Annotated in this window: 21 protein-coding genes; 14 read left to right on the forward strand and 7 right to left on the reverse strand. The window is 73.3% G+C overall.

What is annotated here, in order from left to right:
• Window position 1 precedes the first annotated feature (1 nt).
• The 7 genes from nuoI to JQN84_RS13375 all read left to right on the forward strand — a co-directional run bounded on the left by nuoI (window position 2) and on the right by JQN84_RS13375 (window position 8121).
• Window positions 2-640 carry an NADH-quinone oxidoreductase subunit NuoI gene (gene nuoI, locus JQN84_RS13345; RefSeq protein ID WP_204958670.1) on the forward strand — a complete coding sequence of 213 codons (639 nt, stop codon included), beginning with the start codon at window positions 2-4 and terminating at the stop codon, window positions 638-640.
• Complete coding sequence (locus tag JQN84_RS13350) at window positions 637-1407, forward strand: NADH-quinone oxidoreductase subunit J (protein WP_204958671.1); 771 nt, start codon at window positions 637-639, stop codon at window positions 1405-1407. Before nuoI ends, JQN84_RS13350 begins: the two co-directional genes overlap by 4 nt.
• Window positions 1408-1462: 55 nt before the next feature.
• Entirely contained in the window at window positions 1463-1762 is a 300-nt protein-coding gene (nuoK, locus tag JQN84_RS13355; RefSeq protein ID WP_067300503.1) for an NADH-quinone oxidoreductase subunit NuoK, read from the forward strand.
• Between the two features lie 12 nt (window positions 1763-1774).
• A complete protein-coding gene (gene nuoL, locus JQN84_RS13360) occupies window positions 1775-3733 on the forward strand; it encodes an NADH-quinone oxidoreductase subunit L (RefSeq protein WP_204958672.1) in 1959 nt (652 codons plus the stop codon).
• 64 nt (window positions 3734-3797) lie between these two features.
• Window positions 3798-5330 carry an NADH-quinone oxidoreductase subunit M gene (locus tag JQN84_RS13365; protein ID WP_204958673.1) on the forward strand — a complete coding sequence of 511 codons (1533 nt, stop codon included), beginning with the start codon at window positions 3798-3800 and terminating at the stop codon, window positions 5328-5330.
• A gap of 64 nt (window positions 5331-5394) precedes the next feature.
• Window positions 5395-6948: an NADH-quinone oxidoreductase subunit NuoN gene (nuoN, locus tag JQN84_RS13370; RefSeq protein WP_204958674.1), complete on the forward strand. Its 1554-nt coding sequence runs from the start codon at window positions 5395-5397 to the stop codon at window positions 6946-6948.
• A gap of 90 nt (window positions 6949-7038) precedes the next feature.
• The gene (locus JQN84_RS13375) at window positions 7039-8121 is read left to right on the forward strand and encodes a polyprenyl synthetase family protein (RefSeq protein ID WP_204958675.1); all 1083 of its coding nucleotides are present in this window, start codon (window positions 7039-7041) and stop codon (window positions 8119-8121) included.
• Window positions 8122-8148: 27 nt separating this feature from the next.
• On the opposite strand, the gene JQN84_RS13380 is transcribed toward JQN84_RS13375, so the two are convergent.
• On the reverse strand, window positions 8149-9330 hold the full coding sequence (locus JQN84_RS13380; protein ID WP_204958676.1) for an MFS transporter: 1182 nt from the start codon (window positions 9328-9330) through the stop codon (window positions 8149-8151).
• Window positions 9331-9488: 158 nt separating this feature from the next.
• Here JQN84_RS13380 and JQN84_RS13385 point away from each other — a divergent pair, with 158 nt between their 5' ends.
• Complete coding sequence (locus JQN84_RS13385; RefSeq protein WP_088646144.1) at window positions 9489-10271, forward strand: IclR family transcriptional regulator; 783 nt, start codon at window positions 9489-9491, stop codon at window positions 10269-10271.
• 120 nt (window positions 10272-10391) lie between these two features.
• Here JQN84_RS13385 and JQN84_RS13390 read toward each other — a convergent pair whose 3' ends face one another.
• A complete protein-coding gene (locus JQN84_RS13390; protein ID WP_204958677.1) occupies window positions 10392-12518 on the reverse strand; it encodes a PhoX family protein in 2127 nt (708 codons plus the stop codon).
• Between the two features lie 237 nt (window positions 12519-12755).
• On the opposite strand from JQN84_RS13390, the gene JQN84_RS13395 reads away from it, so the two are divergent.
• Window positions 12756-13250: a sigma-70 family RNA polymerase sigma factor gene (locus tag JQN84_RS13395; RefSeq protein ID WP_239485433.1), complete on the forward strand. Its 495-nt coding sequence runs from the start codon at window positions 12756-12758 to the stop codon at window positions 13248-13250.
• Window positions 13247-13948 carry an anti-sigma factor family protein gene (locus JQN84_RS13400; protein ID WP_204958678.1) on the forward strand — a complete coding sequence of 234 codons (702 nt, stop codon included), beginning with the start codon at window positions 13247-13249 and terminating at the stop codon, window positions 13946-13948. Before JQN84_RS13395 ends, JQN84_RS13400 begins: the two co-directional genes overlap by 4 nt.
• A gap of 29 nt (window positions 13949-13977) precedes the next feature.
• Here the strand turns inward: JQN84_RS13400 and rarD are convergent, their stop codons facing one another.
• The 4 genes from rarD to eccE form a co-directional block, all read right to left on the reverse strand.
• The gene (rarD, locus tag JQN84_RS13405) at window positions 13978-14901 is read right to left on the reverse strand and encodes an EamA family transporter RarD (protein ID WP_204958679.1); all 924 of its coding nucleotides are present in this window, start codon (window positions 14899-14901) and stop codon (window positions 13978-13980) included.
• 52 nt (window positions 14902-14953) lie between these two features.
• Window positions 14954-15232 (reverse strand): GNAT family N-acetyltransferase, encoded by a 279-nt coding sequence (locus JQN84_RS13410; RefSeq protein ID WP_204958680.1) that lies wholly within the window; start codon window positions 15230-15232, stop codon window positions 14954-14956.
• A 148-nt stretch (window positions 15233-15380) separates the two neighbouring features.
• Window positions 15381-15767 carry a phage holin family protein gene (locus JQN84_RS13415; protein WP_204958681.1) on the reverse strand — a complete coding sequence of 129 codons (387 nt, stop codon included), beginning with the start codon at window positions 15765-15767 and terminating at the stop codon, window positions 15381-15383.
• Between the two features lie 55 nt (window positions 15768-15822).
• Window positions 15823-17607, reverse strand: a complete 1785-nt coding sequence (gene eccE, locus JQN84_RS13420; protein ID WP_307821197.1) for a type VII secretion protein EccE — start codon at window positions 17605-17607, stop codon at window positions 15823-15825.
• Window positions 17608-17927: 320 nt separating this feature from the next.
• Between eccE and JQN84_RS13425 the strand changes: the two genes are divergently transcribed.
• Both JQN84_RS13425 and JQN84_RS13430 read left to right on the forward strand, forming a co-directional pair.
• Window positions 17928-18245, forward strand: a complete 318-nt coding sequence (locus tag JQN84_RS13425) for a WXG100 family type VII secretion target (RefSeq protein WP_204958683.1) — start codon at window positions 17928-17930, stop codon at window positions 18243-18245.
• A gap of 31 nt (window positions 18246-18276) precedes the next feature.
• The gene (locus tag JQN84_RS13430) at window positions 18277-18570 is read left to right on the forward strand and encodes a WXG100 family type VII secretion target (RefSeq protein WP_204958684.1); all 294 of its coding nucleotides are present in this window, start codon (window positions 18277-18279) and stop codon (window positions 18568-18570) included.
• Between the two features lie 125 nt (window positions 18571-18695).
• On the opposite strand, the gene mycP is transcribed toward JQN84_RS13430, so the two are convergent.
• Complete coding sequence (gene mycP, locus JQN84_RS13435; protein ID WP_204958685.1) at window positions 18696-19916, reverse strand: type VII secretion-associated serine protease mycosin; 1221 nt, start codon at window positions 19914-19916, stop codon at window positions 18696-18698.
• A 149-nt stretch (window positions 19917-20065) separates the two neighbouring features.
• On the opposite strand from mycP, the gene JQN84_RS32270 reads away from it, so the two are divergent.
• Complete coding sequence (locus JQN84_RS32270) at window positions 20066-23440, forward strand: SseB family protein (protein WP_307821198.1); 3375 nt, start codon at window positions 20066-20068, stop codon at window positions 23438-23440.
• The gene (locus tag JQN84_RS13445; protein ID WP_204958686.1) at window positions 23437-23802 is read left to right on the forward strand and encodes a UCP033725 family protein; all 366 of its coding nucleotides are present in this window, start codon (window positions 23437-23439) and stop codon (window positions 23800-23802) included. Before JQN84_RS32270 ends, JQN84_RS13445 begins: the two co-directional genes overlap by 4 nt.

A 23802-nucleotide genomic window follows, 5' to 3' on the forward strand; every position in this document is an offset into this window, starting at 1 on the left:
CGTGGGCGCGATCACCGGAACGTTCAAGGGCTTCGGGGTCACCTTCTCGCACATGTTCAGGAAGGTCGTCACCACCGACTACCCGTTCAAGCCGCCGGTGTCGGCGCCGCGCTACCACGGGCGGCACATCCTCAACCGGCACCCGGACGGCCTGGAGAAGTGCATCGGCTGCGAGCTGTGCGCCTGGGCCTGCCCGGCGGACGCGATCTACGTCGAGGGTGGCGACAACACCGACGAGCAGCGCTTCTCGCCGGGCGAGCGGTACGCCAGCGTCTACCAGATCAACTACGCCCGGTGCATCTTCTGCGGGCTCTGCATCGAGGCCTGCCCGACCCGTTCGCTGACCATGAGCAACGAGTACGAGCTGGCCCGGGACAACCGGCAGGACCTGATCTTCACCAAGGAGCAGTTGCTCGCTCCGCTGCTCGAAGGCATGGAGCAGCCGCCGCACCCGATGCGGCTCGGTGACAGCGAGAAGGACTACTACGTCGGCGCGCTGACCAACCCGGGCACCTCGGCCGGTGCCGAGCAGTCGCCGATGGGGCCCGGCCGCTACCGGGTCGACGAGCACCCCGGGGTGACCTTCCCGGGTGCCGAGCAGGCGGCCCAGCGGGCGGCGGGCAAGGGAGCCGGAGCATGAACACGTCCACGGTGCTCGCCGCGGCGGGCCAGGTGTCCGGGGGTGAGGAGGTCACCTTCTGGATCCTCGCCCCGCTGGCGCTGATCGGCGCGATCGGCATGGTCTGGGCGCGCAACGCCGTGCACTCGGCGCTGTTCCTGGTGCTCACCATGCTCTGCCTGGGCGTGTTCTACGTGCTCCAGGCGGGGCCGTTCATCGGCATGGTGCAGATCATCGTCTACACCGGCGCGATCATGATGCTGTTCCTGTTCGTGCTGATGCTGGTCGGTCGGGACGCCTCCGACTCGCTGATCGAGACGCTGCGCGGCCAGCGGGTCGCCGCGGTGGTGCTCGGGCTCGGCTTCGCCGGGCTGGTCGGCACCGGCCTGTACCGGGCGCTGGACGGGGTCACCGCCGTCGGTCTGGAGCAGGCCAACGCGGAGGGCAACGTGCAGGGAATCGCCCGGCTGCTGTTCACCAAGTACGTCTTCGCCTTCGAGCTGACCTCCGCGCTGCTGATCACGGCGGCGATCGGGGCGATGGTGCTGGCGCACATCGAGCGGCGCAAGGAAGACAAGATGGACCAGGTCGCCACGATGAAGGCCCGGTTCCGCCCCGGCAACTACCCCGGCCCGAAGCCCGGTCCGGGCGTCTTCGCCACCTCCTCCTCGGTGGCCACCCCGGCCCGGCTGCCCGACGGTCGGCTGACCGACCGCAGCACCCCGGCGATCCTGCCGCAGCGGGAGCTGACCGCCGAGGAAACCACCCTGAAGGGGACGGAACGGTGAGCGCGAGGAGTGCAGCGAAGCGGAGCCCCGCAGTCGCGAACGAAAGGTCGGTCCGGTGACCCCCGACTACTACCTGATCCTGGCCGCGGTGCTGTTCACCGTCGGCGCGGTCGGCGTGCTGGTGCGGCGTAACGCGATCGTGCTGTTCATGTGCGTCGAGCTGATGCTCAACGCGGCCAACCTGACGCTGGTCACCTTCAGCCGGATCAACGGTGACCTCAACGGACAGATCATGGCGTTCTTCGTGATGGTGGTGGCGGCGGCCGAGGTCGTGGTCGGGCTCGCGATCATCATGTCGATCTTCCGGACCCGACGCTCCGCGAGCGTCGACGACGCCAACCTGCTGAAGTACTAAAGGGGCCCTGCGGTGGATGAGATTCTGACGTACGCCCAGGCAGAGCCGACCGGCGCCGTCACCTACGCGGCGGCGGACGGCCTGCTGAGCAGCGTCTGGCTGCTGGTGGCGATCCCGTTGGCCAGCGCGGCGATCCTGCTGCTGCTCGGCCGGCGGGCCGACCGCTGGGGGCACTGGCTGGGCGTGGCGGCGATCGGTGCCGCGTTCGTGCTGGGGCTCACCTCGTTCTTCCAGCTGCGCGGGCTGGAGAACAAGTCCGTCGAGCTGAGCCTCTGGGACTTCATCACGGTCGGCAACCTGCGGGTGGACTTCGGTCTGCTCTTCGACCCGCTGGCCGCGGTCTTCGTCCTGCTGATCACCGGGGTGGGTTTCCTGATCCACCTCTACGCGGTCGAGTACATGGCGCACGACGAGGGCCGGCGACGGTTCTTCGCGTACTTCAACCTGTTCGTCGCCGCGATGCTGTTGCTGGTGCTCGGCAACAACTACGTGATGCTCTACTTCGGCTGGGAGGGCGTCGGTCTGGCGTCGTACCTGCTGATCTCCTTCTGGTACGGTCGGCCGAGCGCGGCCACCGCCGGCAAGAAGGCGTTCCTGATGAACCGGGTCGGCGACGCCGGCCTGGCGATCGGCATCTTCATCCTGTTCGCCACCCTCGGCACCACCCAGTACGACGAGGTCTTCTCCTCCGTGGGCGGGCTGGCCAGCGGCACGGTGCTGGTGCTGGGCCTACTGCTGCTGCTCGGTGCGGCCGGCAAGTCCGGCCAGTTCCCGCTCCAGGCGTGGCTGCCGGACGCGATGGAGGGCCCGACCCCGGTGTCGGCGCTGATCCACGCGGCCACCATGGTCACCGCCGGCGTCTACCTGATCGCCCGCTCCAACCCGATCTTCTCGGCCAACGAGACGCTCCAGCTCGTGGTGGTCAGCGTCGGCGCGTTGACCCTGCTGATGGGCTGCGTCATCGGCGCGGCCAAGGACGACATCAAGCGGGTGCTGGCCTGGTCGACGGTCAGCCAGATCGGCTACATGTTCCTCGGCGTGGGCCTCGGCGGCGCGGCGTACGCGCTGGCCATCGTGCACCTGCTGGCGCACGGCTTCTTCAAGGCCAACATGTTCCTCGGTGCCGGCTCGGTGATGCACGGCATGAACGACCAAGTGGACATCCGCCGCTTCGGTGGGCTGTCGAAGTACATGAAGACCACCTGGATCACCTTCATGATGGGCTGGCTCGCCATCATCGGCATGTTCCCGTTCTCCGGCTTCTTCTCCAAGGAGCCGATCATCGTGGCCGCGTTCGAGCGGGAGGGCTGGACGGCCTGGCTGTTCGGCGGGGCGGCGCTGCTCGGCGCGGGGCTGACCGCGTTCTACATGACCCGGTTGTTCGTGCTGACCTTCCACGGCCCGAAGCGGTGGACCGAGGACATCGAGCACCCGCACGAGTCGCCGAAGCTGATGACCATCCCGCTGATCCTGCTGGCGGTCGGCTCGGTCGGTGCCGGTTTCCTGCTCGCCACCTCCGTACCGGACTGGCTGACCGCCACCGCCGGGCTGGGCGGCGAGCACGCCGAGCACGCAGCGGTCCTGCCGCACTGGCTGCTGACCACGCTGTCGCTGGTGGTGACGGTGCTCGGCGCCGGGCTGGCCTGGGCGCTGTTCCGCAACGGCACGGCCACCGCGCCGCAGCCGGCCGGGGTGCTGGTCACCGCCGCCCGACGCAACCTCTACACGGACGCCTTCAACGAGGTGGTCTTCGAGAAGCCGGGCATCTTCCTCACCCGGGCGCTGGTCTTCCTCGACAACCGGGGCGTCGACGGGCTGGTCAACGGCCTGGCCGCCGGGGTCGGGGGCGGTTCGGGTCGGCTCCGGCGGTGGCAGACCGGTTTCGTCCGGTCGTACGCCACCTCGATCCTGACCGGCGCGCTGCTCGTGGTGGCGGCGTTCCTGGCGGTGCAGGCGGGGTGGCTGGCGTGATCGACCTCAATGCGACCGCCCCCGCCGGCGGGCCCCGCATCCACGACGGAGGTAAGGCCGCATAATGTCCAACTTCCCGTTCCTCTCGGTGCTGACGGTGGCACCGCTGGTCGGTGCCCTGGTCGTGGCCTTCCTGCCGCGTCGCCGGCCCGACCTGGCCAAGCAGGTGGCGTTCGGCTGGTCGCTGCTGGTGCTGGCGCTGTCGGTGGTGATGTGGGTCACCTTCCAGGCCGACGGTGACCGGCTCCAGTTCCACGAGTCGTACCCGTGGATCCCCACCTGGGACGTCAGATTCACCTTCGCTGTCGACGGCATCGCGCTGGTCATGCTGATGCTGATCGCGGTGCTGGTGCCGCTGGTGATCCTGGCCTCCTGGCACGACGCCGACGCCTCGAAGCGGTCGGTGCCTGCCTACTTCGCCCTGCTGCTCGTCCTCGAATCCACGATGATCGGCGTCTTCGCCGCCGCCGACGTCTTCCTGTTCTATGTGTTCTTCGAGGTCATGCTGGTGCCGATGTACTTCCTGATCGGCAGCTACGGCGGCCACCAGCGGCAGTACGCGGCGGTGAAGTTCTTCCTCTACTCGCTGGTCGGCGGGCTGTTCATGCTGGCCGCGGTGATCGGCCTGTGGGTGGTCGGCGGCAAGACCTTCGACTGGCAGGCGCTGACCCAGGTGGACATCTCCACCGGCACCGAGCGCTGGCTGTTCCTCGGCTTCTTCCTCGCCTTCGCGATCAAGGCGCCGTTCTTCCCGTTCCACACCTGGCTGCCGGACGCCGGTCGGGCCGCCCCGGCGGGTGCCGCCGCGCTGCTGGTCGGCGTGCTGGACAAGGTCGGCACGTTCGGCATCCTGCGGTACTGCCTGCCGCTGTTCCCGGAGGCGTCGAAGTGGTTCGCGCCGTGGGCGCTGGCGCTGGGCCTGATCGGCATCCTCTACGCCGCGTTGCTCGCCGTCGGCCAGTCCGACCTGAAGCGGCTGGTGTCGTACACCTCGATCGCGCACTTCGGGTTCATCGGGGTCGGCATCTTCGCCTTCACCACCCAGGCGGGCACCGGCGCGGTGCTCTACATGCTCAACCACGGGCTCGCCACCGGCCTGCTGTTCCTGGTCGTCGGGATGCTCATCGCCCGCCGGGGATCGTCGCTGATCTCCGACTTCGGCGGGGCGGGCAAGCTGGTCCCGCTGCTGGCCGGGGTGCTCTTCTTCGCCGGTCTGGCCTCGCTGGCGTTGCCCGGCACCGCGCCGTTCGTCTCCGAGTTCCTGGTGCTGATCGGCACGTTCACGGTCAACAAGCCGGTCGCGGTGATCGCCACGCTGGGCATCATCCTGGCCGCCGCGTACGTGCTGTGGATGGTGCAGCGCACCACCCAGGGCACGCTCAACCCGGAGTTGACCGAGGTCAAGGCGATGCACCGCGACCTCACCCTGCGCGAGAAGGCCGTGGTCGCTCCGCTGATCGCCCTGATCGTGCTGCTCGGCTTCTATCCGAAGCCGGTCACCGATGTGATCAACCCCGCCGTCCAGGCGACCATGCAGGACGTCGGCAAGACCGATCCCGCCCCCGAGGTCGGCAGCGTCCAGGAGGCTGCACAGTGAGCGCGAGGAGCGAACGGGCGCAGCGAGTGAGCCCCGCAGTCGCGGGCGAAAGGCAGCATCTGCGATGACCGAACTCAAGTTGCCGTCGATCGACTACGCGGCGATCGCCCCGATCCTGATCATGCTGGGGGTCGCCCTGCTCGGTGTCCTGGTGGAGGCGTTCGTACCGCGCCGCCGCCGGCACCTGGTGCAGCTGACGCTGTCCCTGGTGGCGGTGCTCGCCGCGTTGGTGATGGTGGTGCTCAGCGCCGACGCCCGGCTGGTCACGGCGGGCGGGGCACTGGCGGTGGACGGCCCCACCCTGTTCCTGCAGGGCACCATCCTGGTGCTCGCCGCGATGGCGTTGCTGCTGATCGGCGAGCGGTCGGTGGAGCGCGGCGGCGCGTTCGTCGCCCAGGCGGCGGTGACCGCCGAGTCGGCCGACGACCGGAAGCAGGCCGAGGGACGCAACGGGGCGACCGAGGTCTACCCGCTGACCAGCTTCGCGATCGGCGGCATGCTGATCTTCGTGGCGGCGAACGACCTGCTGACCATGTTCATCGCGCTGGAGGTCTTCTCCCTGCCGCTCTACCTGCTCTGCGCGTTGGCCCGTCGCCGGCGGCTGCTGAGCCAGGAGGCGGCCATGAAGTACTTCCTGCTCGGCGCGTACGCCTCGGCGTTCTTCCTGTTCGGCGTGGCGCTGGTGTACGGCTTCACCGCCGGCATCCCGGGCCGGTCCGCAGGCGTCGACTTCGCCACCGTGCACGCCGCGGTGAAGGAGTCCCCGTCCAGCGAGGTGCTGCTGTTCGCCGGGATGGCGCTGATCGCCATCGGCCTGCTGTTCAAGGCCGCCGCCGCCCCGTTCCACGTCTGGACCCCGGACGTCTACCAGGGCGCGCCCACCCCGGTCACCGGCTTCATGGCGGCCTGCACGAAGGTGGCCGCGTTCGGTGCCCTGCTGCGGGTCTTCCACGTGGCGTTCGACCAGGCGGCCTGGGACTTCACCCCGGTCCTCGGGGTGGTGGCGGTGCTCACCATGCTGATCGGCGCGGTGCTGGCGGTCACCCAGACCGACATCAAGCGGCTGCTGGCGTACTCGTCGATCGCCAACGCCGGGTACCTGCTCGTCGGGGTGCTCGCCCCGACCGGCGCGGGCGTCTCCGGCACGATGTTCTACCTGGCCGCGTACGGCTTCTCGGTGCTCGCCGCGTTCGCCGTGGTGACCCTGGTCCGGGACGCCGACGGGGAGGCCACCCACCTGTCCCGCTGGGCCGGGCTGGGCCGTCGCTCGCCGTTCTACGCCGGGGTCTTCACCTTCATCCTGCTGGCCTTCGCCGGTATCCCGTTGACCAGCGGCTTCATGAGCAAGTTCGCGGTCTTCGGCCCGGCTCTGGAGAGCGGGCACGCCTGGCTGGTGGTGGCCGGTGTGCTGACCAGCATGGTGCTGGCCTTCCCGTACCTGCGGGTCGTGGTGATGATGTGGCTCTCCGAGCCGGGCGAGAGCACCCCGACCGTCGCGGTGCCGGGCGGCCTGACCGCCACCGCGCTGATGATCGGGGTGGCCGCCACCCTGATCCTCGGCGTGCTGCCGGCGCCTCTGCTCGATCTGGCGACGGACGCGGCGGCATTCGTCAGGTGATCCGTCCGGTACGCCCGTGGGGCCGGTACGCGCAGGCGTGCCGGCCCCACGGCCGTATCCCCCGTCCGGAGCAGGTCGAACGGGTGTGGCATGGTTGATGGCGTGGTGAATCCGGCGGGGGAGCGTTCAGGTGCCGTCGGCTCCGGTGGTCGTCGGGGCCGGGCGGGCACGGGTCAGGTCGGCGCACTCGGCGTGCACCTGGCCGATCCACGGGTCGAGGCGTCCGTGCTGGGCCTGCTGGACGACGTCGAGGTGGAGTTGCGGGCCAACGTGTCCAGCGCCGACCCGCTCGTCACCGAGGCTGCCCGGCATCTGGTCGAGGCGGGCGGCAAGCGGTTCCGGCCGTTGCTGGTGGCACTGGGCGCGCAGTTCGGCGACCCGGCGGGCCCGCAGGTGGTGCCGGCGGCCGTGGTGATGGAGCTCACCCACCTGGCCACCCTCTACCACGACGACGTGATGGACGAGGCCGCCGTGCGGCGGGGCGCGCCCAGCGCGAACTCCCGCTGGACCAACTCGGTGGCCATCCTGGTCGGCGACTACCTCTTCGCGCGGGCCGCCGACATCGCTGCCGACCTCGGCCCCGAGGCGGTACGCCTCCAGGCGCGCACCTTCGCCCGGCTCGTGCACGGGCAGATCGCCGAGACCGTCGGCCCCCGCACGCAGGACCCGGTCGACCACTACCTGCGGGTGATCGCCGACAAGACGGGTTCGCTGATCGCCACCTCGGCCCGGTTCGGCGGCATGTTCGGCGGGGCGACCGGGGAACACACCGAGGCCCTGGCCGGCTACGGCGAGACCATCGGGGTCGCCTTCCAGCTCTCCGACGACCTGCTCGACATCGCCTCCGAGTCGGTGCAGTCGGGTAAGACACCCGGCACCGACCTGCGGGAGGGAGTGCCGACCCTGCCGGTGCTCTACGCGCTGGCCGGTGACGACTCCGACGCGGCGTCGGTGCGGCTGCGGGAGATCCTGGCCACCGGCCCGCTGGTCGACGACGCGCTGCACGCCGAGGCGCTCGGCCTGCTCCGGGAGTCCCCGGCGCTCAAGCGGGCCCGGGAGACCGTCCGCAGCTACGCCGAGGACGCCCGCGCCCAGTTGACGCCGCTGCCCCGGATTCCGGCCCGGCAGGCGCTGGAGTCGCTCTGCGACTACATCGCCGACCGCACCAGCTGAACCCCGCGCCACCCGGCTCCGGCCCGCTCAGGGCGTCGCGGCGCGGCGCAGCAACCGGCTGCCGGTGAGCATGAGGACGGCGGCGAGGAGCATGGCGACCCCGGCGGTCAGCCACATCACCGGGTAGCCGCCGGTCCCGGCGAGCGCACCGAGCCCGAGCGGGCCGAGGCAGCCGCCGGCGTACACCCCGGTCTGGGTGATCGAGGTGGCGGCGGCCGGGGCCTGCGGGTGCAGCCGGACCACCGCGAAGTTCAGCAGGCCGGGCCACGCCCAGCCCAACCCGAAGCCGAGCACCACCCCGACGGTCAGCGGCACCGCCCCGGCCACCGCCAGCAGCCCCAACCCGACGGCCCCGACCACCAGCATCGCGGCGATCAGCGCGACGTGACCGGTGTCCCGCCGGTCGGCCAGCCAGCCGACGCCGATCCGGGCCGCCACGCAGACCGCGCCGCCCAGGGTGAGCACCAGTCCGGCCGGGCCGGGGGCGAGGCCCCGGTGCACCGACGAGTCGACCACGAACGTGCCCAGCGCGTTGGCGGCCCCCGCCGCGAGGGTGGCCGCCACGCCGACCACCACCAGCGCCGTGGTGGCCCCGCCGCCGCGTTCCGCCGCACGTTCCCGTACCGGTCCGGCCGGCTGCGGGGGTACGGCCGGCAGCGCGGCCAACGCGGCCCCGGCGGCGGCCACGAACGCCCAGCGCCAGCCGGCGGTGAGGGCGATCGCCGGCACCGCCGCACCGGCCAGCAGGGTGGAGGCGGGGATGGCGGCCTGCTTCACCCCGAACGACAGGCCCTGCCGCCGGGCGGGCACGTGCCGGGCCAGCGCGGCGTTGCTGGCGAGTTGACCGAGCGCGTTGGCGGCGGCGCTGAGCGCGAGCAGGCCGAGCAGCACCGGGTACGAGCGGGCCAGCCCGGCGATGGCGAGCAGGCAGCCGGCGGCGAGTCCGACGGCGGCGCGGGCCACCACGGCTGGGCCGACCCACTCCACCAGCCGGCCCGACGGCACTGCGGCGAGCGCGCTGACGCCGAAGTAGACCGATACGGCCAGCCCCAGCCCGGCGGGGGAGAAGCCCAGATCGTCGCCCATCTGCACGGCGAGCCCGCCGACCAGGAAGACCGGCAGGACGCTGGCGATGGTGGTGGCGACCGCCCCGCTGCCGGCCCGCAGGGGGCGTACGGCCGGCGTACGGCTGGGGGCGGTGTGGGTCATCGTGGGCCCAACCTACGCGAGTCGTGTTCCTGACAACGCTCGGCGTGTCGCCTGGGAACCCGCCGTATACCGCCTGATCTGGCATCCACCACCCGAACGGGCGTTCCGTCTCGGCCGGGTTTTTCATATGGTGTAAGTCCCCGGCTGCGGAGGTGGTTGTGCGTGACCCCCTGGCGGAACCTTCGGATCTGATCCGAAGTGTGTCCCGCGCGCTACGCGTGCTCGAGTCGGTCGGTCGTGCCCCGAAGGGCCTGACCGTCAAGCAGATCGCCCGGCGGTGCGAGCTGACCGTCGCCACCACCTACCACCTGGTGCGCACCCTGGCCTACGAGGGTTACGTGATCCGGCGGGAGGACGGCACCTACATCGTCGGCCTGGAGATCGCCGACCGGTACCGGGAACTGGTCACCGCGTTCCGGGGCCCGGCGGCGGTCGGCGAGTCGCTGCGGCGGGCCGCCGTCGACACCGGGTGGAGCCACTACCTGGGGCGGTTCGTCGGCGGTCAGGTGGCGGTCACCGCCGTCGCCGAGGGGGCCCGCTCGCCGTACCTGGAGGACATGGTCCCCGGCTTCGACGAGGGTGCGCACGCCACCGCCCTGGGCAAGGCGCTGCTGGCCACCCTCACCACCGAGCAGCGCCTGCGCTACCTGCGCGACTACGGCATGCGGCCGTTCACCACCGCCACCCTCACCAGTCCCGAGGCGTTCGAGGCGGATCTGGCCGCCGGCGACCGGCGGGGCATGCAACTGGAGTTGGGGCAGTTCCGGCAGGGGGTGGCGTGCGCCGCCGTCCTGGTCACCCCGGACAAGGACATGGAACGACGGGTGGTGCTGGCCTGCGCCCTGCCGGCCAGCGAGATGATGACCTCCGCCCGGGTGGTGCGCGCCAAGCTGCTCACCGCCGCCCGTGCGGTCGCCGACGGCATCGCCGCCGACCTCTGACCCCGTCCGGCGGCGCGCAGGCGGAGGCCCCGGCCCGGCGTACGGGCGAAGGCCCCCTCCCGGACCGCAGCGGGAGAGGGCCTTCGCGGCCGGCCCGGCGGGGCCGACCCTGGACGCGCGTCAGCTGCCGATCGGGCCGCCGTCGAGCCGCCAGGTGACCACCACGCCCGGCTTGGCGTAGTCGCCGTCCGGCCAGGTCGACGCCGGCTTCTCCACCGACGCGCCGGTGATCTCACCGGGGTGCTGCACGGCCACGAACACCGACCGGTTGTCGCCGGTGATGAACGGCCCGCAGGTCTCCGCACCCAGCGGCACGGTGAGGAACTGCTTCAGGTGCCCCCGCTCCGGCCCCTCGACGGCGGTGGCGAACAGGCCGTCGTTGCTGCCCAACGCGTTGCCGTCGGTCGAGATCCAGAGGTTGCCGGTGGCGTCGAAGGCGACGTTGTCCGGGCAGGAGATCGGCGAGACCTTCGTCTTGTCGTACCCGGCGAAGTAGGTCGACGGGTCGGCCGGGTCACCGGCGACGATCGGCAGCGACCAGGTGAAGGACTCCGCCGTGTTGTCGCCCCGGTCCTCGACCAGCTCCAGGATCTGCCCGTGCTTGTTGAGGTTGCGCGGGTTGATCTCGTCGGCTGCCGGCTTGCCCGCCTTGCCCCGGTCGGAGTTGTTGGTCAGCGCCACGTACACCTTGCCGGTGAGCAGGCTCGGCTCGACGTCCTCCGGCCGGTCCATCTTCGTCGCGCCGACCTTGTCCCCGGCGAGCCGGGTGAAGGTGAGCACGTCGGCGGCGGTCATCCCGTCGACGAAACTGCGGTTGCCGCTGACCAGCCTGATCCACCGGCCGGTGCCGTTGAACGCGCCGTCGGCGGGTAGCTTGCCCGAGCCGTCGATCTCGGCGGCGCTGGTCTGGTTGAACTGCGCCACGTACAGGGTGCCCGACTCCAGCAGGGTCAGGTTGTTCTTGCGGGCCACCCAGGAGTCCCCGGGCATGAACTTCTTGTCGGAGACGAACTTGTAGAGGTAGTCGAAGCGCTCGTCGTCGCCCATGTACGCGACCACCCGCTTGTCGCGGGCCACGATCACGTTCGCGCCCTCGTGCTTGAACCGGCCCAGCGCGGTGTGCTTACGCGGGCGGCTCTCCGGGTCGAACGGGTCGATCTCGACGATCCATCCGAACCGGTGCGCCTCGTTGGGGTGCTTCGCCAGGTCGAACCGCTCGTCGGCCCGCTCCCATTTGCGGCTACCGCTCGGGTAGCGGGCGGTGGTGGTGATGCCGTACCTGTCGAACTTCGGCTTCAGCTCGGCGGGCGCGGCGTCGGCCCCGACGAAGTACTGGTTGAAGTTCTCCTCGCCGGAGAGCACCGTCCCCCAGGGGGTGACCCCGCCGGCGCAGTTGTTCAGGGTGCCGACCACCGTGCGCCCCTTCGGGTCGGCGGCGGTCCGCAGCCACGCCGAGCCGGCGGCCGGGCCGGTCAGCTCGAACTTCGTGGCCAGCGCGGTGACCCGCCGGTTGTACGGCCGCCGGCCCTGGCCCACCGCCCGCCACTGCCCGGTGCCGTCCACCCGCTCCAGCTCCACCACCGACATGCCGTGCGCGGCCATCGCGGTGCGCAGCTGCTCGACGGTGAGGTTGTCCAGGCCGGTGAAGCCGGGGAACATCAGGTCCTCGTTGGTGTACTCGTGGTTGACCACGAGCAGCGCCCGCCTGCCCCGCCGGTCCAGCGGCAGCACCCCGACGAAGTCGTTGTTGTAGCCGAACTGCTTGGCCTGAGCGGCGGCGGTCTGCCCGTGCAGGTCGAACCGGGGCGCACCGGGCAGCACCGGGTCGCCCCAGCGGATGACCACGTGGTGGTCGTACCCGTTGGGGACGACCAGGGTGTCGAGCTGGTTCGGCGGGATCGGCTTGAAGGTCAGCGCGCCGCTGCCGACGCCGCGCTGCGGCGCGGTCGGATCGGCCACCTCCGGCACCACCGGGGTGGCCGGGGCGGCACCGGCCGGGGCGGCCCCGGCCAGCGCACCGGCGGCGGCACCGCCGAAGCCGAGCACCAGCGCGCCCACCGCACCCGCCCGGACCACACCCCGCCGGGTCACCTCCCCCTCGACCAGGTCGCCGAAGTAGGTGTTGTCGGAGGTGTTGGGTACCGGGTGGTCACAGGCGTTGCCGCAGCGGTACAGGCAGGTCATCGCATCGCGGCTGCCGTGCCGGGTGGTGCCGAGCAGCGGGAGCAGCCGGGGACGGTCGCTCATGGAAGGGAGCCTCCTGGAAGCAGGTCGGTGGCACGCCGTTTTCACCTGCGCGACGTGCGTACCGGGCGGACGCTGCCAGGACGGGGTGAGCGGCCACCGGACGCGGTGTGAACCGGATGTGAACAGCAGTCACCGCTGAACCGATCGGGGTCACGGCGCGTAATAACCGGCGGACACGTTCGCCGGACCTGTCGGGCGGGAAGCGAGGGGATCACCATCAGCGACCACGACGCCCAACTGCTGCGCGCCCTGCACGACGAGCACGCCGAGGCGCTCTACGCGCACGCGCTGCGGCTGGTCAACGGGGACCGCACCCGGGCCGAGGACCTGGTGCAGGAGACCCTGCTGCGGGCCTGGCGGCATCCCGAGGCGCTGGACCCGCGTCGCGGCTCGGTCCGCGCGTGGCTTTTCACCACCGCCCGCAACCTGGCGATCGACGCCTGGCGGCGCCGGTCGACCCGGGTCGGCGAGGTGTTCACCGACGACCTGCCCGAGCCACCCGAGACGGTCGACGAGGCGGAGCGCGCGGTCGAGGCCTGGACCATCGCCGAGGCGCTGAACCGGCTCAGCCCCACCCACCGGGAGGTGCTGGTCGAGTGCTTCTACCAGGGCCGTTCGGTGGCCGAGGCGGCGGCCCGGCTGGGGGTGCCACCGGGAACGGTCAAGTCCCGCACCCACTACGCGCTGCGTTCACTACGGTTGGCGCTGGCCGAGATGGGGGTGACCGGATGACCCGCTGCGAGTTCGCACACGACGACGGCGCGTACGTGCTGGGTGCGCTCGCCCCCGCCGACCGGGCCGCCTACGAGCGGCACCTGGCCGGGTGCGCGGCGTGCCGGGACGCGGTGGCCGAGATCGCCGTGCTGCCGGGCCTGCTGGGCCGGCTCGACCCGACCACGCTGGAGGAGTTCCTCCCGCCACCGCCCGAGGTCAGCCGGGTGCCCGACCTGATCGCCACCGCCCGGGACCGCCGCCGCCGCGAGCGGACCCGCAACCGCCGCCGGTACGCGGTGACCGCCCTCGTCGCCGCCGGGTTCGCCCTGGTGCTGGGCGTCGCCGGGGCGTCCGCCCTGCGGCCGGCCCCGACGCCCGCGCCGACCACCCAGGCGGTACGGATGGTGTCGATGGCGCCGGTCGCGGCCAAGACCCCGGCGGTGCACGCCGAGATCGGGCTGAGCGGCACCAAGTGGGGCACCGAGGTCACCATGCACTGCGGGTACGACGCGACGGCGGGCTACGGCAAGGCGTACACGTTCCGGCTGGTGGCCCGGGGGCCGGACGACGCGACCGAGCAGATCGCCTCCTGGCTGGCCGCCCCCGGCGACGACGTGAACCTGCGCGGGGCGACCCGGTTCACCGACGCCGAACTGGTCCGCCTCGAACTGCTACGCGCCGACGGGACCCTGGTGCTCAGCTACGACGTCCGCTGATCCTGCGGGCCGCGCGGCGGTCGGGTGGCTCAGTGGGCGGTGGCGGGCAGCGGATCGGCGGCGCGGGCGGCGGCCCGGGTGCGTCGGCCGTTGCGCAGCGCGTCCAGGGTGAAGATCACCAGGGCCAGCCAGACCAGGGTGAAACCGGCGAGCCGGGCCGGCGGCATCGGCTCGTGGAAGATCAGCACGCCGCAGCCGAGCTGGAGGACCGGGGCCACGTACTGGAGCATGCCGAGCGCGGTCAGTGGCAGCCGGTTGGCCGCGCCCGCGAACATCAGCAGCGGGACGGCCGTCACCGCCCCGGCCGCCACCAGCAGCGCGGTGTGTCCGGCCGAGACCCCGCCGAACGTCGACCCGCCCCGGCTGGCCAACCAGCCCAGGTAGCCCAGGGCAGGCAGGGCCAGCACCGCCGACTCGACGAACAGCCCCTCCGCCGCCGGCAGCCCGAGCCGCTTCTTGGTCAACCCGTAGCCGGCGAAGCTGGCCGCCAGGATCAACGCCAGGTAGGGCAGCCGGCCGTAGTCGACGGTGAGCACCGCGACCGCCGCCGCGCCCACCCCGAGCGCCACCCACTGGGCCGGGCGCAGCCGCTCCCGCAGCACCACCACCCCGAGCAGCACCGACACCAGCGGGTTGATGAAGTAGCCGAGGGCGGTCTCCACCACCCGGTCGGAGTTCACCCCGTAGATGTAGGTGCCCCAGTTCACCGCGATCAGCGCCGCCGCGACGACGATCCCGGCCAGCGTCCGGGGACGGCGGGCAAGCGACCGCAGGAAGCCGACGTTGCGCAGGGCGACGAGCAGCAGCGCGACGAACACCACCGACCAGAGGATCCGGTGGGCGAGGATCTCCATCGGCCCGGCCGGCCGGAGCAGCTTCAGGTAGATCGGGATGAAACCCCAGAGCAGGTACGCACCGAAGCCGTAGAGGTAGCCGAGACGCAGCGGAGTCACGACCCCACCGTAAGGGGTACGGCCGGATCAGGCTCCTTTCCGGTGAGCGGGGTCACCGCTCGTTCACCCACTCCATCCACCCGTCCGGGGGCGCGGGCGTGAAGCCCAGCTTCGCGTACACCCCGTGGGCGTCGGCGGTCGACAACGCGATCCGGCGTACGCCGTACCCGGCGAGGTGGTCGCGGATCGAGCCGGCCAGCCAGGTGCCCAGGCCGCGCCCCCGCGCCTGCGGGTCGACGTAGAGGTCGCAGAGCCAGCCGACGGTGGCCCGGTCGATGCGCTCCGGGTCGGTGTCGAGCTGCCAGCCGTCGGGGTGGGTCAACGAGAACACCCCGCCACGCTAACCCCGCCCGAGGGCTGTCCCGCCAGCCAATTCCCGTCCGCTGGCCGCGTCGCCAGCCAATGTCCGTCCGGTGGCCGACCTGGCGGGGCGACGTCGGCCGGCCACCGCCCCGCTGGAGCGGCGGCCGGCCCCCGGGTCAGTCGCGGTCGAGGATCGCCCCGAGGATCCAGGTCACGATGCCGACCAGGAGCGCGCCCAGCACCGCCTCGGGCCAGAACCCGTCCACGTGGAACGGCAGGTCCGCCTGGCCGGCGATCCAGCTGGTGAGCAGGAACAGCAGCCCGTTGACGACCAGGGCGATCAGCCCGAGGGTGAGCAGGTAGAAGCCGCAGCCGACGGTCTTGATGATCGGCTGGAGCACCGCGTTCACCACACCGAAGATCACCGAGACCAGCACCAGGGTGACGACCGCCTCGCCGGCCGAGCCGGTGTCGAGCGTGATACCGGGGATGAGCAGCGTCGCCAGCCAGAAGGCGACCACCGTGGAACCCAGCCGGATCAGAAGGCCCTTCAGAAAATCCATGGCCGGGATCGTGTCACGTGCGGTCCAGCCAGGGAAACCACCGTGGCTCCTGCGGTCAGCGCCGGCCGGGCCGACCGACCAGTTGCGACTCGATCGGGGTGGGCGAGAGCAGCGCCCACCGCAGCGCCCGACGGTTGACCACCGCGACCATGTCGTCCCGGATGCGGGTCAACCAATCCGCCGCGCCACCCAACCCCAGCGCGGTGCCGGCCAGGGCGGCCTCCGACGGGTCGAGGGGTTGCAGCACCGCCAGGTCGGCCCGGCCGAGGGTGTCGACGTCCGCCGGGGTCAACCCGTCCCGGACCACCAGGGTGGAGACCCATCCCGCCCCGGGTGGCGGTTCGCCGGCCGCCGTACCCGCGTCGGCCACCACCAGCAGCGGACGCAGCGGGGAACCGGTGACGCCGACCGCCCGCCCGGTGGGGACCACCACCACCCCGCCCTGCTGCCCGCCGACCCCGCGGACGAACGGCTCCCAGGCCCGTGGCCGGCCGGTCTGCACCAGTACCCCGGCCCCGAGCGCCAACGCCCGCAGCACCAGCAACTGAGCCGCCGCCAGCCCGCCGACCAGCACCAGCCGGGTGCCCTCGGCGCGGAACAGCCGGACGGTCACCGCACCGCCGTGCCGGTTGGCCCCCACCATCAGCCCCGCCCCGCCGAGGGTCAGCTCCGGCGGCTCGACAGCCGGCGTGACCACCCCGGGCACCGCCAACGGCAACGTGGCGGCCAGGCCGGGCAACTGCGCGCCGTCGAGCCGGTGCAGCTCACCACCGGCGTCGGCGACGATCCGGCACAACCCCTCGGCAGCGTGTTGCAGTGCGGCCGGTGTGGCGGCGGCCAACCGTACCGTCAGGCACGTCGGTGGTGCGGTGTCGCCGGCCTGCGGACCGGCACCGAGTGAGACGGTGGTGGCGGTCGCCGGCAGGGCCAACAGCCGGGACACCAACCGGCGACCCGGATCGACCCGGGCGTCCGGCCAACGGACCAGCCGGAAGGTTGCCTGGTGCTGGTCGCCGGCGCACACCGTCGACCAGCTCTCGCGCACCGGCCGGCCGGGGTCGTGGTGGGCGAGTTCGGCAAGCACCCGCAGCGCTGCCGGCCCGCCCAGCGGACGGGCCGGCAGCGGCCCCACCCGGCGGACGATCCGACGCACCGTGCCGGCCAGCGCCCGGCGCAGGTCCGCGTCGGACCAGCCGGACGCCCGCATCACCCGGACGGCGAGCAGGGCCCGCTCCTGGCCCGGCAGCCGTCCCTCGGTCAACTGGCGGTACGACGTGCCGGCCGCGCCGCCGACCTCCGCCGCCGGGGCCGGCACGACGTGCAGCAACACCTGCACCCGTACCGGTGGTTGCTCCGGCCCGGCCGGGGGCAGCAGCGTGCCGGGTGCCGGCAGCGGGTGGGACCGGTCACCGAGCAGGTCGCCCGGATCGCCCAGGTCGAGCAGGACGGTCAGCCCGGTGGCGTCGTCGACCACCCCCGCCGGCCCGTCGGTCAACTCCACCCCGGCCAGTACGGCATCGGGAAGCAGCAGGTCCAGCAGGGCCTCCGGGACGGTGTCGGCGGCCAGGCCGTGCCGGCGGGTGAGGAACCCGGCGGTGGTGCCCCACCAGTCGAACAGCCACCGCCCGCGCCAGCGCCCCCAGCCGAGACCGGCCAGCACCACCGCACCGATCGCGGCGAGCACCGCCGGCACCGGCCCGCGACCGTAGGCGGCCACCGGCAGCGCCAGCGCGACCTGCGTGGCGACGACCTGACCGGGGTGTACGGCGGTGCCGGTGCGGGGTCGGGGCGGGCCCTCGGCGGTCCGCCGGAGCGGGCGGTCGGTCGTGCTCGCCGTCACCACATCTCCTCCGTGTGCCCGCCGGGTCGGTCGTCCCGGCTGCCCCCGGGCGTCCCGCCGCGAACGCCCGGCCGGGACCGGAACGCGACGGGAGTGTGACCCATCGTAGTGTTCCCGTCCGTGCGGTGGGGTCCTGCCGTTCCGGCGTCGGGGCACGTTGTCCACAGGGGAGACGGACGGGGTAGCACATCGGCGACGGTGCGACTACCGTCAGCGACTGATTCGCCGACCAGGTCCGTCCGGTCCCCTGCCGACGGACGGTCCGTCCGCACAGGACGGCCAACGGTCGGCCCCGACCGGGGAGACGAGGTGACGTCCGGGTGTCCCAGACCCAGGCAGAAGCGGCGGTGATGCACCACACCGCCACCAGGTTCGAGCAGGTGGACCAGTCGTTGCAGGCCATGCTGACCGGCCTGATGGCCGAGCTGGAGGTGTTGCAGCAGGCCTGGCGGGGCGCCGGTGGGCGTTCCTTCGAGCAGGTCAAGCAGCAGTGGGGGCGGGACCAGGCCGCGCTGCAACGGGCCCTGCGGGAAACCGCCACGGCCCTGCGTACCGCCGGCCGCCAGTACGACGTCTCGGACACCGAGGCCGCCGGCCGGGTCGCCGGCACCAGTCGCGGCATCCAACTGCCGCTCTAGCCACATCCACATCCCGGGGAGGAACGATCCGATGGACCATGGCGTGCTGGTTGTCAACTTCGCCGCGCTGCACCAGGCCGGCGCGGACATCCAGAAGGCACTGAACACCCTCGACGCGCAGCTCGGCCAGCTGGAACGGGACGCCGCCCCACTGGTCGCCGGCTGGGACGGCGAGGCCCGCCGGGCGTACGAGCAGCGGCAGTCGCGGTGGCGCTCCGCGTCGCAGGATCTCCAGGCGATGCTGCGGGACATCAAACTCGCCGTGGACGACTCCGCAGCCGACTACCTCGACACCGAGAAGCGCAACACCGGCCTGTTCCACTGACCCGGCCGCCCGGCGGTTCTGCGGCGGGCCGCGAAGCCCGGTCCGCCGGGCGGGCTCCCCGATGGTGACGCGGCCGGTGGTGCTCCGACGGCGACGCCCGGCCGGTCGACGGTCGGGCGTCGCCGTCAGGCCGGGCCGGCCGGGTGCCAGCGGCGGCGGACGCCCCGGGGGAGCACCACGGCCAACAGCACCGTCACCACCACCGTCCCGCCGACGGACGAGGCGACCAGCAGCGCCCGCTGCCGGGCCGCCGCCCGCCGGTGCGTCTGCGCCAGCAGCGCCGGGTCCGCCTGCGGCGTCGGCAGGACCGTCGTCGGGCGGGCGGCCGGCCGGGGAGCACCACCGGTCTCCACCACCGCCCGGTACGGGTTGAGCACGCCGGCACCGTAGCCGCCCTCCCGGCCACCCGGTGCCGGATCGGTGGTGCCGACGATCCGGCGGGCCACCCCGACGGCGTCGAGGCCCGGCCGGTACTGCCGCAGCAGGGCGGCGGTGCCCGCCACGAACGGGGCGGCGTAACTGGTGCCCTCGGCCCGCTGGTGACCCTGCCCCGGCGCGGCCATCAGCACCTCGCCGCCCGGCGCGACCAGGTCGACGTACGGGCCGACCTGGGAGAACGGGGCGCGCACGCCGGTCGGGGTGACCGCGCCGACGCCGAGCACCCCGTCGTACGCCGCCGGATAGGGCAGCGGGTCCCCGCCGTCGTGCAGGTTGCCGGCAGCGGCCACCACGACCACGTCCCGCCGCAGCGCGTAGTCGACCGCGTCGCGAACGGCCGGGTTGTCGGCGTACAGGACGACGGAGAGGTTGAGCACGTCGGCGTCGTGGTCCACCGCCCACCGGACGGCCTGGGCGAAACCGGCGGCGCTGACCGTACGCCCCGACTCCCGACCCTCGACGACCTGCTGTTCGCTGACCCGTACCGGCAGGATGCGGGCACCGGGTGCGAGCCCCCGGAAGGCCACCCCGTTGGCCTCCCCGGCGGCGATGATGCTGGCCACCCCGGTGCCGTGGCCGGCGCAGTCCCGGGTGCCGTCGCCGCCCGGGTCGAGGAAGTCCGCCCCGTCGAGCACCCGCCCCCGCAGTTGGGGGTGCCGCCTGTCGACACCGGAGTCGACCACCGCCACGACGACGCCGGCACCGGTGGCCAGCGGGGCGAGCCGCTGCGGGGCGTACCGTCGCTGGGGCCACGGGGTGGCGGCGACCGGTCGGGCCGGCGCGGGCGACGTGACGCAGGAGGGGGCGGCGCTGGCCGGGGTGACCGACGCCACGACGGCCGTCGGGGGTGCGGCGAGCAGGGCCGCTGCCAGAGTGACGAACGCTCGTCGGCTGCCGGATCGGGTCATCGACCGCCTCCGTATCGTGTCGACTCCGCAACGGGATGTTAGCGCCCGGTCCGCTCCCAGGCCGGCCGCTGACCGACTTATCGTGATCTTGTTTTCACCTTGTAGGTTGTACGCGACGCCTGTGGCCTGATCCGGGAGGAGAGGTGGCCGTGACCGACTGGGAGCCGGCTACCGAGGCCGAGACGGCGATGCGTGACGCGCTGCACGCCGGTGACCAGGAGCTCTACTTCCGCATCCTGGCTGGTACGGAGCTTTTCCTCCCGGTCTCCGGCCAGGCCCTCGCCGGTGCGACACCGATGGGCTGGGGCACCTGGACGACCGGTGGCCGCACCCACGTGCTGGCCTTCACCTCGGCCGCCGCGATGCACGCCTGCCTCGGGTCCTCCGCCGGCCCCTACCGGCGCAGCCGCTACGCCGACCTGGCCGTCGAGTGGCCCAACCATGAGTGGTGGCTGGCGGTGAACCCCGGTCTGCCGGTCGAGGGTTACCTGCCCGCCTGGTTCGTCTCGCAGCTCTCCCGGGGGGACGTCCGGCTGCCCGGCCGCGCCCCGGTGGTGCGGTCCCAGCGGGAGTCCGACCAACCTCCGGTCCGTGGCGCGCCCGGCGGACCGGCCGATGTCGAGCCGACCGCCGACCTCTCCGCCGGCTGGTCCCAGCCCCGGCCGGCGTCGTCCGTCACCGCTCCACCCGCCGGGGGTGGTATCCGCCCGGCGACGGGCGCATCGCTGACCGATGAGCGGGGGCGTCCGGTCGTCCCGCCCGGTGGTGGCCCGCGCACCACCACCGCCGGCCCACCCGAACAGGGCCGCCCCGCCTTCCCCGAGCCCGGCACCGTGCCGGCGGCGACCAATGGCGGCTGGCCGGCGGTTCCCCGTCGCCGGCTGCTGGGCGAGGAGTCCGCCGGCCCGGCCAACGGGCGTACCTCGTTCTTCGAGCCGTCCAGTGCCCGGGGTGCCACCCGGTCGCCCCGGGACAATCCGCTGCGTTCGGGTGAGCGGGCGGCCCCACCGACCCGACCCGGGATGGGTGGTCAGCCCTTCCCCCGCCGCCGCCCGGCACCCAACCAGCCGGGCGAGGACGAGGCCACCCGCGCGTTCCGGATGACCGATCCGCCGGCCCGGTCCGGTCCCGGCAACGGGGCGTCACCGGCAGGCCGTTCCCCGGACCCGCTGGCCGAGGAGCCGACCCGGGCCTTCCGGGTGGAGCCGCCGGGTGGGGAGCCGACCCGGGCCTTCCACGTCGGCCCGGTGGCGGACGAGGCGACCCGGGCCTTCCGTACGCCACCACCGGCGGCGGAGGCCACCCAGGCGTTGCCCCGCCGGCAGCCCAGCCCGGACGGGTCGCCCGGGGCACGCCAGCCCCGCCCGCCGACCGACCCGTTCGCCGTCCCACCTGCCGCTCCGGCCGACCCGTTCGCCGTCCCACCTGCCGCGCCGACCGCTCCGGCCGGCCCCGCCCGGGGCGAGGCGGAGGAGGTGCCGCCCTCCGTCGCCGAGCCGGTCTCCGCGCCGCCGGTGTCCCGCCGGGGGTTCATGCCCATCGTGATAGAGGGTGTGATCCTGGAGTCCCGCGACCTCCCGGTCGCCCCCGCGCCCGCCCCGTCCGCCGCCCAGGGCTCGCTGTTCGTCCCCCCGGCGGCGTCCGCGCCGCCGGTCGTCCCGCCGCCGGCCGCCGCGCCGTTCGTTCCCCCCGCCGCCCCCGTGCCACCGCCGGTGCCGCCGCCGGCAACCGTGCCCACGGCGACCCCGGTGCCGCCGGCCGGGGGGCCGGGTGCCGGGGACACGGTCAACGTGAACGGGACCGGTGGTCCGTTCGGCGCTCCCGCCCGCCCGCCCGCATCCGGGCCGGTCCACCCGCCGCCCGCCAGCCCGCCGCCCGCCAGCCCGTCGCCTGCCAGCCCGCCGCCCGCCAGCCCGTCGCCTGCCGCCCGGCCCCGTCCCGCCCCGGATGACCTGTGGACCCCGGCCGCCGAGCGGGCCGCCTCGAAGGCCCGGCCGGAGGTCGCGGCGGCCCCACCGGACGTGGCACCCCCGCCGGCCAGCGCGCCGACCGTCCACCCGCCCGCGCCGGCAGCGGACGCGCCGGTCACCCGGCCGGCTGGGGGAGCGCAGGCGTGGACCGCTCCGCCGGGTGACGCCGTGCCGGCGGACAGCGCGCCCGCCGCCCCGACCCCGACCGGGGATGCTGCCCCTACCCCCACGGCCGGTGGCCCGGTCCGGACCGCCGCCGGGACGGCCCCGACGGCCACCGCGCCGTCCGCGGACCGTGCCGACCCACGTTCCACCCCGGTCGACCTGTGGACCCCCGCCGCCGAGCGGGCCGCGCAGACCTCCCCGGCGGCACCCGTCACCGAGCTGCCGACCACTACCGTGCCGGCCGCCACCGCGGGGCCGAGCGCCCCTGCCGGGCCTACCGCCACCGCCGTGCCGACAGCTTCTGCCGTGCCGACCTCCCCGGCGGCACCGGGCCCGGCCGGCGATCCGGCTCCGTTCGGCAGCGCGCCGCCCGGGAGCCCGTCGTCGACCGCCGGTGCGGATGTCGCGCCGCCGGTCGACGAGGCGTTCCTGCCGGCCAACGAGGTCGAGGAGAACCTGCTGGACGCGGTCGGCGTCGGCAGCACCGACGGTTTCCTGTCCACCCTGCTGCTGGCCCGGGTGCTGCTTCCGGTCAACCCCGACTCGGTGGCCGGCAGCCGCCCCGGCGAGCCCGGTTTCCAGTGGCGTACCGGGACGACCGACGGTGAGACGTACGTCGTGGTCTACACCTCACCGGAGCGGCTGGCCGAGCACGACGTGCTGCCGGTCGAGACGATCGAGGTGCGCTTCGTACAGTTGATCCGGCGGTGGCCGGACCCGAGCTGGGCGTTCGCCGTCAACCCGGGCACCCCGGTCGGGGCCAAGCTGCCCGGTGAGCAGATCGTGGCCCTGGCCAGCTGGGCGGCCGAGGTCGGGCTCGGTGACGAGGCGGACGTGGAACCGGTGGCCGCCGCCGAGGCACCTGCCGAACGCACCCGGTACGCCCCGCCGGTCACCGACCCGTCCCGTCCGGTGGTGATGCAGAAGGCGGTCGCCCCGAGCCAACTCGCCTACTACCTGGAACGCGGCTACGACCGGGTCTCCGGTTTCGTGCACCGGGCCGGCGAACTGGCCCACCTGACCACCCCGGCGGAACTGCACGACGCCCTGGGGCTGGGCTACCCGGACTCGCCGTTCGCCCGCGACGCCGAGGCCACCTACGTGCTGCGCTGGCCCGCGTACCGGCCGAGTCTCTACCGCATTCCGTACGGCGGGCAGAACGAGGCGGCGATGCGGGCCATGGAGGGCTGGGTGATCGAACGAGCGCCGTTCCGGGGCAACGGGTTCGCCCCCGGGGAGAGCAGCGACGTGGTGGCCGAGTTCAAGGTGGACAGCGCCCGGTTGCCGCACGGTGCACAGCTCTGGCGGATCGGCACGGAGGGCACCGAACGGGTGATCGCCGTCCTGGACACCGACGCGCTGGTCTGGCGACAGGTGGGGCAGGAGTGATGCGCGACGGCTACGTGGCCCGCTGGCAGGGGCGCGAGTACCAGGTCAGCCCGGACGGCGACCACGTACGCATCTACCAGCCGGAACCCGCCGACGGCTTCGAGGAGGTACGCCCCGGCCGGTACGTGCGGGTCGTGCCGGCCGGTGAGGTCGAGGACCTCGCATACGTGCGGACCACCTGCACCTGGCAGGGGCAGCCGTTCATCGTGCTCGGCGAGCACGACGGGTGGCTGCGGGTCGAGTACACGGGTGGTCGCTGGCCGGTGGCGCAGGCGATGGGGCTGGAGGTCTTCGACTTCGGCGTCTACCAGGGTTGGGCACCTGCCGCCGAGGTCGCCGACCTGCGCGAACAGCGGGTCTGA

It is taken from the genome of Micromonospora humidisoli, assembly GCF_016900955.1.
Classification (GTDB): Bacteria; Actinomycetota; Actinomycetes; order Mycobacteriales; family Micromonosporaceae; genus Micromonospora; species Micromonospora wenchangensis.

What these genes read in the sequence shown, in the direction of transcription:
- JQN84_RS13350 (WP_204958671.1), top strand. Translation starts at nt 637, where the DNA reads ATGAACACGTCCACGGTGCTCGCCGCGGCGGGCCAGGTGTCCGGGGGT.
- JQN84_RS13365 (WP_204958673.1), top strand. Translation starts at nt 3,798, where the DNA reads ATGTCCAACTTCCCGTTCCTCTCGGTGCTGACGGTGGCACCGCTGGTC.
- nuoN (WP_204958674.1), top strand. Translation starts at nt 5,395, where the DNA reads ATGACCGAACTCAAGTTGCCGTCGATCGACTACGCGGCGATCGCCCCG.
- JQN84_RS13375 (WP_204958675.1), top strand. Translation starts at nt 7,039, where the DNA reads ATGGTTGATGGCGTGGTGAATCCGGCGGGGGAGCGTTCAGGTGCCGTC.
- JQN84_RS13380 (WP_204958676.1), bottom strand. Translation starts at nt 9,330, where the DNA reads ATGACCCACACCGCCCCCAGCCGTACGCCGGCCGTACGCCCCCTGCGG.
- JQN84_RS13390 (WP_204958677.1), bottom strand. Translation starts at nt 12,518, where the DNA reads ATGAGCGACCGTCCCCGGCTGCTCCCGCTGCTCGGCACCACCCGGCAC.
- JQN84_RS13400 (WP_204958678.1), top strand. Translation starts at nt 13,247, where the DNA reads ATGACCCGCTGCGAGTTCGCACACGACGACGGCGCGTACGTGCTGGGT.
- JQN84_RS13415 (WP_204958681.1), bottom strand. Translation starts at nt 15,767, where the DNA reads ATGGATTTTCTGAAGGGCCTTCTGATCCGGCTGGGTTCCACGGTGGTC.
- JQN84_RS13430 (WP_204958684.1), top strand. Translation starts at nt 18,277, where the DNA reads ATGGACCATGGCGTGCTGGTTGTCAACTTCGCCGCGCTGCACCAGGCC.
- mycP (WP_204958685.1), bottom strand. Translation starts at nt 19,916, where the DNA reads ATGACCCGATCCGGCAGCCGACGAGCGTTCGTCACTCTGGCAGCGGCC.